Annotated in this window: 13 protein-coding genes; 3 read left to right on the top strand and 10 right to left on the bottom strand. The window is 66.1% G+C overall.

Features of this window, described 5'->3' with window-relative positions; all coding sequences use genetic code 11:
• Window positions 1–98: 98 nt before the first annotated feature.
• The 4 genes from secA to BN973_RS08380 all read right to left on the bottom strand — a co-directional run bounded on the left by secA (window position 99) and on the right by BN973_RS08380 (window position 5,157).
• The gene (gene secA / locus BN973_RS08395) at window positions 99–2,948 is read right to left on the bottom strand and encodes a preprotein translocase subunit SecA (protein ID WP_036467270.1); all 2,850 of its coding nucleotides are present in this window, start codon (window positions 2,946–2,948) and stop codon (window positions 99–101) included.
• Between the two features lie 85 nt (window positions 2,949–3,033).
• Complete coding sequence (gene hpf, locus BN973_RS08390) at window positions 3,034–3,714, bottom strand: ribosome hibernation-promoting factor, HPF/YfiA family (protein ID WP_407067570.1); 681 nt, start codon at window positions 3,712–3,714, stop codon at window positions 3,034–3,036.
• A 321-nt stretch (window positions 3,715–4,035) separates the two neighbouring features.
• Entirely contained in the window at window positions 4,036–4,668 is a 633-nt protein-coding gene (locus BN973_RS08385) for a ComF family protein (protein ID WP_036467265.1), read from the bottom strand.
• A gap of 39 nt (window positions 4,669–4,707) precedes the next feature.
• Window positions 4,708–5,157, bottom strand: a complete 450-nt coding sequence (locus tag BN973_RS08380) for a MarR family winged helix-turn-helix transcriptional regulator (RefSeq protein WP_036472173.1) — start codon at window positions 5,155–5,157, stop codon at window positions 4,708–4,710.
• 198 nt (window positions 5,158–5,355) lie between these two features.
• On the opposite strand from BN973_RS08380, the gene BN973_RS08375 reads away from it, so the two are divergent.
• Entirely contained in the window at window positions 5,356–6,186 is an 831-nt protein-coding gene (locus BN973_RS08375) for an SDR family oxidoreductase (protein WP_051641179.1), read from the top strand.
• Between the two features lie 154 nt (window positions 6,187–6,340).
• Here BN973_RS08375 and BN973_RS08370 read toward each other — a convergent pair whose 3' ends face one another.
• Genes BN973_RS08370 through BN973_RS08355 form a run of 4 tightly spaced genes read right to left on the bottom strand, consistent with a single transcriptional unit; the run spans window position 6,341 to window position 10,643 of the window.
• Entirely contained in the window at window positions 6,341–7,981 is a 1,641-nt protein-coding gene (locus BN973_RS08370) for an FAD-binding protein (protein WP_232232042.1), read from the bottom strand.
• 15 nt (window positions 7,982–7,996) lie between these two features.
• A complete protein-coding gene (locus BN973_RS08365) occupies window positions 7,997–8,716 on the bottom strand; it encodes an SDR family NAD(P)-dependent oxidoreductase (protein ID WP_036467262.1) in 720 nt (239 codons plus the stop codon).
• Between the two features lie 24 nt (window positions 8,717–8,740).
• Window positions 8,741–9,763: a nitronate monooxygenase gene (locus BN973_RS08360; protein WP_269147639.1), complete on the bottom strand. Its 1,023-nt coding sequence runs from the start codon at window positions 9,761–9,763 to the stop codon at window positions 8,741–8,743.
• The gene (locus tag BN973_RS08355; protein ID WP_051641178.1) at window positions 9,756–10,643 is read right to left on the bottom strand and encodes a Crp/Fnr family transcriptional regulator; all 888 of its coding nucleotides are present in this window, start codon (window positions 10,641–10,643) and stop codon (window positions 9,756–9,758) included. Before BN973_RS08355 ends, BN973_RS08360 begins: the two co-directional genes overlap by 8 nt.
• A 192-nt stretch (window positions 10,644–10,835) precedes the next feature.
• Here BN973_RS08355 and BN973_RS08350 point away from each other — a divergent pair, with 192 nt between their 5' ends.
• Entirely contained in the window at window positions 10,836–11,837 is a 1,002-nt protein-coding gene (locus tag BN973_RS08350) for an AraC family transcriptional regulator (RefSeq protein ID WP_084163333.1), read from the top strand.
• Between the two features lie 32 nt (window positions 11,838–11,869).
• On the opposite strand, the gene BN973_RS29885 is transcribed toward BN973_RS08350, so the two are convergent.
• Window positions 11,870–12,868, bottom strand: a complete 999-nt coding sequence (locus BN973_RS29885) for an AraC family transcriptional regulator (RefSeq protein ID WP_051641176.1) — start codon at window positions 12,866–12,868, stop codon at window positions 11,870–11,872.
• Between the two features lie 69 nt (window positions 12,869–12,937).
• Window positions 12,938–13,975, bottom strand: a complete 1,038-nt coding sequence (locus BN973_RS08340) for an AraC family transcriptional regulator (protein ID WP_084163332.1) — start codon at window positions 13,973–13,975, stop codon at window positions 12,938–12,940.
• Window positions 13,976–14,190: 215 nt separating this feature from the next.
• Here BN973_RS08340 and BN973_RS08335 point away from each other — a divergent pair, with 215 nt between their 5' ends.
• Window positions 14,191–15,624: an FAD-binding oxidoreductase gene (locus tag BN973_RS08335; RefSeq protein WP_051641175.1), complete on the top strand. Its 1,434-nt coding sequence runs from the start codon at window positions 14,191–14,193 to the stop codon at window positions 15,622–15,624.
• Window positions 15,625–15,630: the final 6 nt, after the last annotated feature.

Here is a 15,630-nt window from a genome sequence, read left to right as displayed (position 1 = left end):
GCCAAGGCGACGAGCGCCCGGCTGGCCGGGCCCTGGGCGCCGAGCGTGAAGCTGGCTTCACGCTGGGCGGCTCGGCGGCCGGCCGGGGACGACGCGGGTCAGCGCTTCTTAACCGACTTCGGCGGCTTGGCACCCCTGCCTTGCTGACGGGCGGCGGCGCGGCGCTCGCGCCGGCTGGCCCCGGCGGGCACCCCGGCCGGGGTCTTCTGCGCGCCACCGCCGTTGCGCTGGACCTCCGCCGAACCGTCCTCCGCCGGACCGGAATACGTCAGCGCGGGAGCCTCGTTGTCAATACCCTTGGCGCGCAACATACTTGGAGCCTGCTCGGGCTCCGGTGCGGGTGCGGCGCCGGAGCCGCCCTCCTGCTGGGCGGCAGCGGCGGCGGCAGTCGCGAATTCGGCCAACCCGTCCGGCGTTTGCACCGGGGCGACCTGCGGCGCGGGGACAGCCTCCACGCTGACGTTGAACAAGAAGCCGACCGACTCCTCCTTCATGCCGTCGAGCATCGCCATGAACATGTCGTAACCCTCGCGCTGGTACTCGACCAGCGGGTCGCGCTGCGCCATCGCGCGCAGCCCGATGCCCTCTTTGAGGTAGTCCATCTCGTAGAGGTGCTCGCGCCACTTGCGGTCGATCACGTTGAGCAACACGTTGCGCTCGAGCTGCCGCATCGCCCCTTCGCCGGCGATTTCCTCCAGCTCGGCTTCCCTTGCGGCATAGGCCTTTTCGGCGTCCTTGATGAGCGCTTCGAGCAACTCCTCGCGGGTGAGGTCGTCATGCTCGGAGTCCGCGTCGCGACGGGTGAGCGACTCGTGTTCGATCCCGACCGGGTACAGCGTCTTCAGCGCCGACCACAACGCGTCGAGGTCCCAGTCCTCGGCGTAGCCCTCGCTGGTCGCGCCGTCCACATAGGCCGTGATGACGTCGCGCACCATCTCGAACGCCTGCTCCTGCAGGTTCTCGCCCTCGAGGATGCGCTTGCGCTCGGCGTAGATCACCTTGCGCTGCTGGTTCATCACCTCGTCGTACTTGAGGACGTTCTTGCGGACCTCGAAGTTCTGCTGCTCGACTTGGGTTTGAGCGCTCTTGATGGCGCGGGTGACCATCTTGGCTTCGATCGGCACGTCGTCGGGCAGGTTCAGCCTGGTCAACAACGATTCCAGGGCAGCGCCGTTGAACCGGCGCATCAACTCGTCGCCGAGCGACAGGTAGAAGCGGGACTCGCCCGGGTCACCCTGCCGGCCGGAGCGGCCGCGCAGCTGGTTGTCGATGCGGCGGGACTCGTGGCGCTCGGTGCCCAGCACGTACAACCCGCCGGCCTCGATCACCTCGGCGGCCTCGGCGCTGGCTTCCTCTTTGACCTTGGGCAACTCCTCGTGCCAGGCCGCCTCGTACTCGTCGGGCGTCTCGACCGGGTCCAGGCCGCGCTCGCGCAGCCGCTGGTCGGTGAGGAAGTCGACGTTGCCGCCCAGCACGATGTCGGTACCGCGGCCGGCCATGTTGGTGGCGACGGTGATGCCACCCCGGCGCCCGGCCACCGCGATGATGCCGGCTTCCTGCTCGTGATATTTCGCGTTGAGCACGTTGTGCGGGATGCGGCGCTTGGCGAACTGGCGCGACAGGTACTCCGAGCGCTCGACGCTGGTGGTACCGATCAGGACCGGCTGGCCCTTCTCGTAGCGTTCCGAGACGTCGTCGACCACGGCGATGTACTTGGCCTCTTCGGTCTTGTAGATCAGGTCGGACTGGTCTGCGCGGATCATCGGCTTGTTGGTCGGGATCGGGACCACGCCGAGCTTGTAGATCTCGTGCAGCTCGGCCGCCTCGGTCTGGGCGGTACCGGTCATCCCGGCCAGCTTGTCGTAGAGCCGGAAGTAGTTCTGCAGCGTGATCGTGGCCAGCGTCTGGTTCTCGGCCTTGATCTCCACGTGCTCCTTGGCCTCGATGGCCTGGTGCATGCCTTCGTTGTAGCGACGGCCGATCAGCACGCGACCGGTGAACTCGTCGACGATCAGCACCTCGCCGTCGCGGACGATGTAGTCCTTGTCGCGGTGGAACAGCTCCTTGGCCTTCAGCGCGTTGTTCAGGTAGCTGACCAGCGGCGAGTTGGCAGCCTCGTACAGGTTGTCGATGCCGAGCTGGTCCTCGACGAACTCCACCCCGAGTTCGTGCACACCGACGGTGCGTTTACGCAGGTCCACCTCGTAATGGGTGTCCTTTTCCATCAGCGGGGCCAGCCGGGCGAACTCGAGGTACCAATTCGACGCGCCGTCGGCGGGCCCGGAGATGATCAGCGGCGTGCGGGCCTCGTCGATCAGGATGGAGTCGACCTCGTCGACGATCGCGAAGGTGTGTCCGCGCTGCACCATGTCGTCGACCGAGTGCGCCATGTTGTCGCGCAGGTAGTCGAAGCCGAACTCGTTGTTGGTGCCGTAGGTGATGTCGGCGTTGTAGGCCACCCGCCGCTCGTCGGGGGTCATGTTGGCCAGGATCACCCCGACCTGCAGGCCCAGGAAGCGGTGCACCCGGCCCATCCACTCGCTGTCACGTTTGGCCAGGTAGTCGTTGACGGTGACGATGTGCACGCCCTTGCCGGCCAGCGCGTTGAGGTAGGCCGGCAACACACAGGTCAGCGTCTTGCCTTCACCGGTCTTCATCTCGGCGACGTTGCCCAGGTGCAAGGCGGCCGCCCCCATCACCTGCACGTCGAACGGACGCTGATCCAGCACCCGCCAGGCCGCTTCGCGGGCTACGGCGAACGCCTCGGGCAGCAGGTCATCGAGGGTTTCGCCGTCGTCGAGGCGGTTGCGGAACTCGTCGGTCTTGGCCCGCAACTGGGCGTCGGTGAGTTTCTCGACGTCGTCAGACAACGTGTTGACATAGTCGGCCACGCGCTTGAGGCGCTTGACCATGCGACCTTCACCAAGGCGCAGCAGCTTCGACAGCACAGCTAGGTCCCCTGTGGGTAGGAGTCTTGTTTTCCGATGAGGCGACTCCCATCGTAGGGGACGACCTGCTGATGGCCCCCGATCCTCAGGACAGCCTGATCAGTCCGTAGTCGTAGGCGTGACGGCGATAGACGACGGACGGCCGCTCGGTCTGCTTGTCGTAGAACAAGAAGAAGTCGTGCCCGACGAGCTCCATCTCGTAGAGCGCGTCGTCCACCGACATCGGGGTGGCCTGGTGTTCCTTGGTGCGCACCACCCGGCCCGGCTGATGGTCTCGATCCTCGTCGCCGGTGTCGTGTTGGTGTGCCGGGGCGGGCGCGTGGTTGTTGCGGAAGGCCATTTTCGGTGGGGTCACCGCGGTGGCCTCGGCCAGGGAGACGGGCGTCTTTTCGCCGTAATGCACCTTGCGGCGGTCCTTGCCGCGGCGCAGCCGGCTCTCCAGCCGGACCACCGCGGATTCGAGCGCCGCATAGAAGCTGTCGGCGCACGCCTCGCCGCGCACTACCGGCCCACGGCCCCGCGCGGTGATCTCCACGCGCTGACAGGACTTACGTTGGCGACGGTTGCGTTCATGCTTGAGTTCGACGTCGAAGAGGTAGATGGTTTTGTCGAATCGTTCCAAGCGGGCGAGTTTCTGCGAGACGTAGACGCGGAAGTGATCGGGGATCTCGACGTTGCGACCCTTGAAGACAACCTCGGCGGTCGTCGTCGGTTCCTGCGTGTCGATTCGCACCGGAGGTTCGTCCAGAAGCTGAGTGGAATCCACGGTTAGCCTTGACATACGTGACAACTCGTTTCTCTTGGCGTTGATGAGAAGCTCCGACGGGGTTGGAAGCGGTGTCAAAACAGCCACCGCCGCAGGCAGCCCGCCGTCGCAAGGTGTCGAATACTCACCCCCTCCGCAGTGCGGTCTCAACCTGGGAAATCGCGACCCGTGAGTCGGGACCGGTAGGTCCCGAAGAGTTGTTGAAGGTTGTCCTCGACGTTAGCTCGTGTTCGCCTCGCCGTGCCACCGATTTGATGAACCCGTAGCGAGTTCTTCACGTCTTCTTGGCAGTTTCACTGGTTTATCCCGAGATTCGCCGATTCAGGCCGCCGCGATAGCCAACACCGCCGTCACGCGGACTCCCGCCGCCGACAAAACCCGCACCGACTCGGCCGCCGTCGCGCCGGTGGTGACGATGTCGTCGACGAGCAACACCTCGGTGTGCGGCGGCCGGCCTCGCAGCGACACCCGGCCCGCGACATTGCGCTCGCGTTCGGCGGTGCCCAGGCCCACCGAGTCACGGGTCAGTGCCTTCATGCGCAACGCCGCGCGGACGCCGACGTCCGGATGCCGGGACACCGCGGCTTGCGCCAGCCGGGCGACCGGGTCGCCGCCGCGCCGGCGCGCCGCCCAGCGCCGGGTCGGCGCGGGCACGATCGTCAACGGGGTCTCGACGACGCCCCAGGCCAGCAGCCGGTGCACGCCGATGGCCAGCGCCTGGGCCAGCGGCGCGACGAGGTCGCCGCGCCCGTGCTCCTTCATCGCGAGAATCGCCTGGCGACGGGCACCGGCGTAGCGCCCGAGTGCGAACACCGGTGCACGCGCGCCGACGCGCGGGCTGATCAGGTGCGGGTCGTCGGGCTTGACGACGAGTTCCATGGCGCACGCGTCGCACCAGCGCACCGACGGCGTCCGGCAGCCGCCGCATTCCAGCGGCAGGATCAAATCGAGCACGGCCCCAGTGTCGCGGGCAGGACTGACATCCAGCCGTCGCTAGTCGTTTGCCTTGTCGATGATGGACTGCAGCATCTTGCGCGCGGTCCGGGCGCGATTGGGCGTCAGGTCGAACTTCTCGACGATCGCCTGATAGATGCCCTCGGCATCAGCGCGCATGCCCTTGCCTTCGTCGGTCAGGCCGACGATCACCGTGCGCTCGTCGTCCGGGCTGCGGGTTCGTTGGACGACTCCACGCTTTTCGAGTCGCTTCAGCAGCGGCGTCATCGTGCCGTAGTCGAGTTGCAGAAGTTCGACCAACTCGCCGACGGTGCGGTCGTCCTGCTCCCACAATGCCGACAGCACAAGGTATTGCGGGTAGGTCAGGCCAAGGGGCTCGAGCAGCGGACGGTACGTCGCGGTGACGGCGCGCGACGCCGCGTGCAATGCGAAGCACACCATGTCGTCGAGCCGGGCCCCGCCGGTCTCGGTCGATGACGTGACGCCCATGCCGCCCATTTTAGCCACGTTCACCAGCGATTCAAGAGACTCGCGCACAAGGCTTCTCGGCCCGTGTTGCGTTCCACATTGCCAGGCGTCCTATTACCTGGTACGCATGTACATAGTGCACACGGTAATTTCCCGGGAGGGATACCGCTCCCGGGAATGTCCGGTTTATTCGTGGACGCCGTAGAGGGAGGGCGAGACATGTCATCGAAAGTGTGGTTCATCACCGGGGTTTCGCGCGGCTTCGGTCGGTTATGGGCGCTGGCCGCGTTGGAGCGGGGCGACAGGGTCGCGGCCACCGCGCGCGACACGTCTGCGCTCGCCGATCTGAGACAACGTTTCGGCGACGCGATCCTGCCGCTCGAATTGGACGTGACCGACCGGGCGGCAGGCTTCGCCCGCGTCGCGCAGGCGCACGCCCACTTCGGACGGATCGACGTGGTGGTCAACAACGCCGGCTACGGACAGTTCGGCTTCGTCGAGGAGCTTTCCGAGAGCGACGTCCGGGCTCAGATGGAAACGAACTTCCTTGGGGCCGTATGGATAACGCAGGCCGCGCTGCCGTTCCTGCGCGAGCAACGCGGTGGGCACATCGTTCAGGTGTCCTCGACCGGCGGACTGTTCAGCGGGCCGAATGTGGGCCTGTACTGCGCATCGAAGTTCGCCCTGGAGGCTTTCAGCGATGCCTTGGCTTTCGAGGTCGAACCGTTCGGCATCCACGTGACGCTGGTCGAGCCCGGGTTCTTCGCGACGGACTGGGCCGGGTCGTCGGCCAAGCACGCCGGCCCGTTGCCGGCGTACGCCAAGCGCCATCAGGAGGCGGACGCTTTCGTGGCAAGCATTCTCGGAGAACCCAGCGATCCCACCGCCACCGCCGCGGCACTGCTGTCCGTCGTCGACGCCGAAAAACCACCGCTGCGCATCATCTTCGGGTCCACGATGCTGCCCATCGTCAAGAACATCTACCAGGGCCGGATTACCGGCTGGGAGGAATGGGACCACGTCGGCCGGGCGGCCTCGGCTGCTTCCTGAGGCGTCATCATCGGCTTCTGCCGAACACCAGGGCCGCGCAGGTGATTCTTCTTTCGGTCACGCGGTGCGGAAGCCGGGTCACCGACAGCAACACCACGTATTTGGGCAGCGATATCTCAAACAGCATTGTCAGGTCGCGCCCTCTGCGGAGAAATCAATCGACACCTGTTGCCCCCCTGAATAATTCGTGCATTCCGGTGAGGCTGCTGATCGCGGCGTGTTCACCCGCGCGGATGCCCGAGAACACGCAGTCCGCCAGCGACAGTCCGCTCACATAGGAGTTCGAGCACACACCCACCGCGGTCCGGCCGGCGGCGTAGAGCCCGCGAATGGGAGACCGCGCCTCGTCCAATACCTGACCGGTCGCCCCGTCCACCTGCAAACCGCCCAACGTCATGCCCGGAACGAAGTAGGCCAGCGATCCCCGCAGAGATATATCGATGCCGTAGTACGGCGGATATCTGAGCGGGCGGCACATCGACGGCGTCTTGTGCGCGGGATCTTCGCGTGCCGCCTCGGCGGCGTCGTTGTAGGCCGCCACCGTGGCGACCAAGCCCGATGTCGAAATTCCCAGCTCTGCAGCAAGTTCGGGCAAGGTGGCGGCCTTACGATGATCGGCACTGAAAACCAGCGACATGTGCAGTCGTAGCAGCGGCGAAGTCCGGCTCGTCACCAGCTCTTTGCGCGCCCGCTTCCACATCATCGAATCGAGGACGATGAAACCGCGTCCGCCGAACTTGGCCACCATGATGCCGGCGTGGGTGGCACCATACAGGTCTTCATTGGCGATGCGTTCGCCGCTGAGTCCGACGGCAATGCCATGCAGCATCGCCGAGGGCGGACAGGGAAACCGCCAGGCGGCCACGCTGTTCAGCTGTGCGGTCGCTCCCCCGACCCCGGTCCCGAGCATGATGCCGCTACCGTCGTCGGCCGGTGTCCCCAGCGGGGTTATACCGGCAAAGGATGGTGCGTAGCGCAGCAACATGTCGCGATTGAACGCAAATCCACCGGCGGCCAAGATCACGTTCGGTGTAACGAGCATCAGCTCGATCGTGCGCCGCCACAGTCGGGCCGCGCCGGTGGGAAACGCACGCCCGACGTTGGGAGCCCAGTTGGTCAGCTTGTCCCGAAAGGGCGTGGTGCGCCAATAGTGCTGTAGCAGCATCGGATTGAAATCCGTCACGGTACGACAACGCAGCCCCGCCACCCGGCCGTCTGCCATCACCACTTCCTCGGCACGGGTCAGGGGCAGGAACTGCACGCCCAGTCGTTCGGCAGAACGGCGCAGCGCACGATACAGCGCGCGACCGGAGCCCATGCCCTTGCCGACCTGCCGGTGTCCGCGCGGAGCCGGTGTGGCGTGCAGGCGGTAGGGGTAGGCGCGCTCGTTGCCGGAGAAAAACAGGTTATGCCGATCGTCTGTCGGGTAGCACATCTTGTTGTCGCCCATCGGGCCGGCGAACCGGGCGCCGTGCCGCTCCAGCCACGAAAGCCGTTGCGCACTACCGGCGCAGAACGTGCGCAGGGTCTCGTCGTCGACCGCACCGTCGACCTCCTGGCGCAGGTAGTCGAACATGTTCTGCGGGGTGTCTTCGAAGTCGGCGGCTCGCTGATAGCGCGTTCCGCTACCCGCGTACACCACTCCACGCGACAACGCCGTGGCACCTCCGCCCACCGACCGATCCACCACAAGTACCCGGGCACCACGCTCGGCTGCGGCGATGGCCGCGCACGCCCCTGCCCCGCCGAAGCCGACGATCACGACGTCGAAGGTGTTGTCGTCAGGAACAATCACACTCACTCCGATCCCTCAGTGGCCGGCGCTCTGGCCGCCGTCGATGTGGAGGATCTCGCCGGTGACGAAGGAGGCCATCTCGAGATACAGCGCACCGTGCACGATGTCGCTGACGGTGCCGATCCGATGCTGCGGATGCATCGCGGCGTACGCGGTGACCGCATCGACGCCGCTGTGCATGGGTGTGTCGACGACGCCGGGAGATATTGCGTTGAACCGGATTCCGTTGGCGGCGTATTCGATGGCCAGCGATTTCGTCGCCGCGATGAGGCCGCCTTTGGTCAATGCCGTCAAGGCCGAGGGTACGGCGGTGTGTGCCTGCTCGGCCAGCGTTGCGGCGATGGTGATGACATGGCCTCCTGCGCCCTGAGCGAGCAGTTGGGCGACCACCTGCTGCGTGATCCCGAAGAAGCCCGCGGTGTTCACCGAGGTGACCCGTGCGTAGTCGTCGTAGGTGTAGAGGGTGAAGGGTTTCGGGATGAACACCCCTGCGTTGTTGATCAGCGTGTCGATCCGGCCGAATCGCGCCAGCGCCTCGTCGATGATTCGCTCTGCCGTCCGCGGGTCGGCGATATCGCCTGCGACGCTGACCACTTCGGGGTGCGGCGACTCCTCGATGGCGCGCGAGTTGGCGATCACCCGGTAGTCGTGTTTGCGGTATGCCTCGACCAGGCCGGCGCCGATTCCGCGTGAGGCGCCGGTGACGATCGCGACCTTCTGCTCCGCGCATCCCATGGTCAGTACCTTTCCGCGAGGCGGTCAGCCCGCCAGCTCTTGCACGATGTCGGTTGCCGAACCGGTTCGTACGTGGCCGAACGCCGCGCCGGTCCACATGCCGACGCCGTGCGGGTCGCCCAGCTTCACCGCGGCCGCCTGGATGGGACCGGTGATCATGGCTGCCTGGGGAAACCCGAACACCGCGTGAGCGTCGTGTGTGTCGATGAATCGATTGCGCAACGCGCGGGCATACCGCCCGGTGAACGCCCGCGTCACCACGGTTTCGGTGAACTGCGGATCGCGCAATGCCGCACGGTGCACCGGGTTTGTTCCGGCCTCGTCGGCAAGCAGGAACGCCGTTCCGATTTGCACGGCCGACGCACCCGCATCCCGCACCTGCTGCACGGCGGCGGCCGTCCCCAGCCCCCCGGCCGCGACGACCGGACAGTCGAAGCAGGCGACCAGGGCCGACACCAGATCGTCGAGAGGATCGGCGGCCGGCGCGGCGATCGGGTCGAACGTAGCCCGATGCCCACCCGCATCGGGCCCCTGCGCCACCACCCCACTCACCCCAAAGCTGACCGCGATCAACGCTTCCCGCACCGTGGTCACCGTGGCCAGGGTCAGGATGCCGGCGTCACCGAGTCGAATGCACGCCGCCTCGCTCGGCGAGCCGAAAGTGAAGGAAACCACCTCCGGCCGCAGATCGCACACCACGTCGAGCTTCGCTGCGTACTCGTCGTCGTCGCCGTGCGGTTCGCCGAGCGCTACGCCGTAGAATTCGGCCTCGGCCTCGAGGGCCGCCGCGAATGCGCCCAGTTCGTCGGGAGTGGCAACCCGCGCTTGGGGCACAAACAGATTCACGCCCAGTGGGCCCGAGGTCAGCCTGCGGGCCGCCAGGATCGCGTCGGCCAGCTCTTCGGCTGACAGCAGGCCCCCGGCCAGGAATCCCAGACCGCCGCCGTTGGAAACGGCGGCCGCCAACGCCGGGGTCGACGGGCCCCCCGCCATGGGCGCCCCGAGAATTCGAACAGTCAAATCCCCCAACGCAAATCGATCAAACACCACAAACCTCCCCCATACTCACCTGTCGTACCTGACCAAGAGCGTGCCCGTCGACGATGACGATGCTGTCGTGTTCCAGACGGATCCAGCCGTTGGCCTCGAATCCGCGCAGTGTCGCGCCGATCGTCTCCGGATCGACGCCGGCCAGCGAAGAGAAGTCGTCGGCGCTGAGATCGTGCACCACCCGCACGACATCACCGTCGAGGCGGCCAAACCGTTTTCGTAGTGACAACAACCGGCTCGCGACGCGGCCCTGCGCGTCGGCAAACCCGAAGTCGACCAGCGAGTTCGTCATCGCCTTCACCCACCGCGCGAACAGCCGCAGCACCTGATCGCACACTTCCGGGCGCTCGACCATCCACGTCAAGAGCTGATCGCGGGCGATCGGCACCGCCAGAACTTCGGTGAGCGTGGTGATGCTCATGTCTTGTGGGCCCGGGTCGAAAAGCGTAATGGCACCGAATATTTCCGAAGGCCCCAGAATCTTGAGCACGATCTCGCCGCCGCCGGATCGCCGGTAGCAGACCTTGACCTTCCCGCGGACGATCACGTACACAGAGCCCCCGAAGTCGCCTCGCGCGCTCATCACCCGCCCCGGTGAGAAGTGCTCAGGATGCAGCTCCTCGGACAGGGCGGCGACCACGTCGGGAGTGGTCCTGCCGAATATTCCCGACGTGACCAGCGCCCGGCGCGCATCGTTGTCCTCCGGGCCCGGTGTCGCGGCCACGTACTCGGTGGCGCCCAGCGCCACCGGACCCAGCGCGTTTACGTCGTGCTTGGCCCTGCCGAACGTCAACCCCGCGGAACTCGTTGTCTCCCACCACAACAACGCCACCACCATCAGGATGGGCGTCAGCGCGATCGCAGCGGGGCTATGCACGCTGTTAACGTTAAGCGCGACAACGTAAATGGAGTAGCCACTGCGCGCGGTCCGCTGGACAGATTGCGTAGCGCACTCGGTACCGCGACGCTGCCAACGCTAGCGCCACAATGCGCAAACTTCCGGCCGATATGCGCAAGCGAGAAATCACCGGATGCCGCGGGCCGGCGGCCGGCGTAGCCTGGGCATCGCATGACCACGCGAGGCCGAACTGCCACATCGGACGGCAGTGCATGGACGACGGCGAAAACGCTCGACGACTTCGCCATGCTGTGCTGCCCCGAACCCCACCTCACATTGCGCAGCAACCCAGACTGGTTTTCCCTGGGCCAGCGCGCCGGTGGCGTCGGTCCGGTGACCCTCTCCGAACTTGTGGTCAGCACCGACACGTCGCTGGATTGCGGTGAGCGGTGCAGCGGCTACCGCGTCAATGTGCTGCAGTCGGGACGCTTCGAGTCGACGCACCGGGGTTCTGTCCAGGACGCGGGCGGTGGCCGTGTTGCCGTATACCTGCCGGAGGGCCACACCACGGCACGGTGGATGGCGGGCACCCGGATGCTCGGGGTCAAGCTCGACCGAAACGCTGTCGACGACGCGCTCAGCGACGCGCTGGGCCGGCAGGTGACTTCGCAGATCGACCTCGCACCTTATCTATCGACCGCGACGGCGGCGGGTCGCGGCTGGATCAGCATGCTGTTGCTGCTCTACGAACAGATCGCCCGTCCCGACAGCCTGTTCAATCAGCCACTGGTCGGCTTGCCGTTCGCCGACAGCCTGATTCGTGGATTCCTGCTCGCCGCCGACCATCCCGATCGCGATGCCGTCGCGGCAGACGCGCCCCGGCCCGCACCGCGCACCATCCGCGCCGCGCTCGAGATCATCGACGCGGAGGCGGATCAACCGTTGACGGTCTCGGTGCTGGCCGCGCGCAGCTATGTCAGCGTCCGCTCGCTGCAGCAGGGCTTTCGCGACTTCCTGGACGTCTCTCCGATGGAGTATCTGCGGCAGGTGCGGCTGCGCCGGGCACACGACATGCTGCTCGACTCGGACCCGTCGCATGTGACCGTTGCTTCGGTCGCCTATCGGTGGGGCTTCACGAACCCGGGGCGCTTCGCCACCGCACATACCCAGCGATACGGCGAATCTCCGTCAGAGACGTTGCGTCGCAAAGCTTTCCCCAAGGACCGTCGATAGGGCAGCGCGGCAGTGCGGCGAACCGCGCACCGTTATGCGCTGCGGCGCAACGTCTCCGACGGTGACTCCCGGTAACGAGCGCTGTGGACGGCAGCGAACCTGCCGAGGTTGGTGAATCCCCACCGATAGGCAACCGAAGCAACGGTGATGCGCGCCGGGTCGGATTCCAGCAGCATCTGGTGCGCTCGGCGCAGGCGGACGTCCCGCAAATAGGCCATCGGAGTGATGCCGAGGTGATGGCGAAACGCTTGCTGCAGCGAGCGGACGCTGACATAGCTGCGCTCGGCCAGCACCGAGACCGTCAACGGTTGATCCGCTTCGGCCTCGATGACGTCCAGCGCGGCCCGCACGGCGGGCGGCTCCGGCTCGGGCGCGTCGGCGTCCAATGCGGCCCGGTATGAGTGATCGGTCGCGAGCAGGAGGCCGTGGACCACGCTCTCGGCGAACGGCAGTCCGACCATGGGCTGCTGCAGCGGGCTGCCCGGCTCGAACAGCTGCTCGGTGAACAGCGTCACCATGTTGATCCAGCTGCGGGCGGCCGGAGCCGTGGTCGCCATGATGGGTTGGCAGTCGATTTGCGAAGCGATCGAACGTCCCAGTGCACCGGCGAGCGCATCTTCGACGGCTCGCCGATCGATCATCACGGCCAGCAGACGGCCCCCGTAACCGGAGATACCGGCCTTGCCCTCGGGCCGATACACGCAGACCGAACCCGGCTTCGCCGCGACGGAAAAACCGCCGGCCGTGGCGTCCGCGGGCGTCGTGACCGGCACGGTGACGTGATAGTGCGGACGAACCTCCCCGCCGTTCACCCACATGTCGTTGTGAAAATCAATGTCCAGCACGGTGATCGGGCCGAGTCGACGTATCCGGTGCGTGAATGCGAACGAGCCGTCGTCGCCGGTCGGCCCGATGTCGGGCCACCAATGAGCCGGTGAGCCCGACCGGCCGCTACGGAGCGCGGCGAAGTCCTCCAATGACCGCACCGCGACCCAGGCGCTGTTGTCTGCCATCACCTGCAGACCTCCCATTTGATCCACGATAGCCCTATCGTCCACCCACCCGGCCAACTCAAATTCGTCGCAGCTGGGAGGCGGGACCTAACACCGGCGAGCGGATCTCAGGTGAATCCGTTCTTCGGCGGTGAGGCGTTGGAACGCCCTGCGGCGCAGGGTCTCCGTCGGCGTCTCGCGGTAACGCGCGGAGTGGGCCGCGGCGAACCGGCCGAGATTGGTGAAGCCCCAGCGGTAGGCGACCGAGGCGACGGTCGCCTGCGACGGGTCCGACCTCAGCAGCGCCTGGTGGGCTCGCCGCAGCCGGACCTCGCGCAGATAGGCCATCGGCGAGGTGTCCAGGTGACGCTGAAATCCCTGCTGCAAAGTCCGCACGCTGATGTGGGTACGGGTGGCGATCGACGTCAAGGTCAGCGGTAGATGCGCCTCTTCTTCGATGATTTCGATCGCGGATCGAATCGCTCGGGGCGCGAACAGCCGAACGTCTTTGGCAAGAGCTTCGCGGTGGGGATGGTCGGCCGCGAGTAGAAACCCGCGGACCAGGCTGTCGACGAACGGCAATCCGACCAGCGGCTGGTTCAGCACACTGTCGGGCCGGAAGACCTGTTCCTTGAACAGCGCCAGCATGTTGATCCAGGTTCGGGTCGGGGCGGAATCGGTGGACATGATGGGCGAGAAGTCGGGTTGGGACATCACCTGCCAGCCCAGTGCATCGCTGAGCGCATCGTCGACGGCCGAACGTTCGAGTTTGAAGGAGATGCATCTGGTACCGGCAGCCCATTTCCCGGTAGCGCGTCCCTGCGGTGGGTACACGGTGGCCGCACCCGGCCCGCCCGCGAAGGAAAGACCCCGATAGAACCCCTCGCTGTGTCCCGTCCGCAGCACCACGATCCGATAGGCCCCGCACACCTCGCCGGCGTCCACCGACATGTCGGACCCGAGCGCGATTTCGGAGACGGTCGCCGGACCGAGTCGACCCACCCGGTGAGACATGCAAAACGAGTCGGGGTCGTCCAGCAGGTGCATGTGGACGCGGCCGCAGCACACCCGGGCAAAGTCGTCGAACGTGATACCCGGCTTCCAGATGTGCGCATTTGAAGCGTCCGCTGTCGGTGGTTCCGTCATACGGTCGCCTCCCTCCAATTCACTGATGCCCCTTCCGCAACCGCGTGCCAACAAGCTAGCGTTGCCGACCAAGGCCGCGCTATGCCGTGCTGGGGGCCGTGCGCGATCCGGCCAAACCACTGCGTAATTAGGCTAGCCCCGATGTGGGCACATACCTACCGCCTATCGTGGGTATCGTGCCGAGTGACCCGTCAATCGAAACCGGGAGTCCGCCCATGGTGCACGCTGAATCCGTTCCCGTTCAGCGCTTTTCGGATCATCAGCTCGCCGCGTTGGATGCTCGGCTGGACGGTGACATCGTGCACTGTCGGCACCCGGAGTATCAGCAAACCCGTCGCATCTGGAACGCGCTGATCGACCGGCACCCCGCGCTGGTTGCCCGCTGCCGCACCGATAGGGACGTCGCCACCGCAATCGAATTCGCGCGCGAGCACGCCATCTCACTGACCGTCAGAGGCGGCGGCCACAGCGTCGCAGGGCATTCCATGATCGACGACGGGCTCGTCATCGATCTCGGCCAGATGCGCCAGGTCGCCGTCGACCCCGATGCTCCGGCGGTACGGGTCGGTGGCGGCTGCCTGCTCGCCGATATGGATCGCGCGACGCAGATCCACGGTTTGGCAACGCCGGCCGGTGTGATGTCGCAGACCGGTGTGGCCGGGCTGGCGCTCGGCGGCGGCGCCGGCTGGCTGACCCGCAAATACGGCCTCACCTGCGATAACCTGCTTTCGGCTCGGGTGGTGCTGGCCGACGGCAGCGTGGTCCGCGCCAGCGCGAACGAGAACGCCGATCTGTTCTGGGGCCTGCGTGGCGCGGGAACGAATTTCGGCGTCGTCACCGAGTTCGAATTTACAACACACGTTGTCGCACAACCACTTCCGGTTGGTACAGCACTGTATCGCCTAGAGAATGCGGCCGATGCGATCATGCACTACGACCAGATGATGCGGCGCGCTCCCGACGACCTGAAGGTCGTGGTGTATCTGCGGCGGGCCTTCGCCGAGCCGGGGGTGCCCGACGATCTGGTCGGCGCGCCGGTGTGCGTGCTGGTGAGTGTGTGGACCGGGGACCCCGCGGCTGCCCGATCGATCAACGAGGAGTTGTGGAACGGTGCGCCGCAGGTGTTCTCGAGTATGCAGACCATGCCGTTCGTCGAGCTGCAATCGGTCAACGATGACCTGCTCGGCCCGGGCGCGTGCAATTACACCAAAGGCGGCTATCTCGGTGAAATCACCGGTGACTGCATCGGCGCGCTGATCGAATCGGCGCGGCTGCTGCCGTCGCCGATCTCCGTGCTGGAGGTCTCCTATCAGCATGGCGCCCAGGATCTGCTGTCCGAAGACGACACCGCGTTTCCGGATCGCCACGCCGATCATTTCCTCAATGTGCTCACCCGGTGGGATCCCGGGGTCGAGGGCCGTCCCCACATCGATTGGGCACGAGAAACTTTCGCCAGGACGTCCGGCTGGCACAGCGGCGGGATCTACTCGAACTTTCTGGCCTACGACGACGACGCGCGCGTGCGGGAGGCCTACCGAAACGGCAAGTACGAGCGGCTGGCCGCGATCAAGTCGAAGTACGACCCCGACAACATCTTCAACAGCAACCCAAACATTGCTCCCGACAACATGATTGAACGGCCAATCTGACGTGCA

Source organism: Mycobacterium triplex, assembly GCF_000689255.1.
GTDB lineage: Bacteria > Actinomycetota > Actinomycetes > Mycobacteriales > Mycobacteriaceae > Mycobacterium > Mycobacterium triplex.
This window is presented reverse-complemented; position numbering and strand designations above follow the sequence as displayed.

Excerpts from the sequence above, each read along its gene's own strand:
- BN973_RS08365 (WP_036467262.1), bottom strand. The coding sequence starts at position 8,716 with ATGGGATGCGCGGAGCAGAAGGTCGCGATCGTCACCGGCGCCTCACGC.
- BN973_RS08375 (WP_051641179.1), top strand. The coding sequence starts at position 5,356 with ATGTCATCGAAAGTGTGGTTCATCACCGGGGTTTCGCGCGGCTTCGGT.
- BN973_RS08340 (WP_084163332.1), bottom strand. The coding sequence starts at position 13,975 with ATGACGGAACCACCGACAGCGGACGCTTCAAATGCGCACATCTGGAAG.
- BN973_RS29885 (WP_051641176.1), bottom strand. The coding sequence starts at position 12,868 with ATGGGAGGTCTGCAGGTGATGGCAGACAACAGCGCCTGGGTCGCGGTG.
- BN973_RS08335 (WP_051641175.1), top strand. The coding sequence starts at position 14,191 with ATGGTGCACGCTGAATCCGTTCCCGTTCAGCGCTTTTCGGATCATCAG.
- BN973_RS08380 (WP_036472173.1), bottom strand. The coding sequence starts at position 5,157 with ATGGGCGTCACGTCATCGACCGAGACCGGCGGGGCCCGGCTCGACGAC.
- BN973_RS08350 (WP_084163333.1), top strand. The coding sequence starts at position 10,836 with ATGACCACGCGAGGCCGAACTGCCACATCGGACGGCAGTGCATGGACG.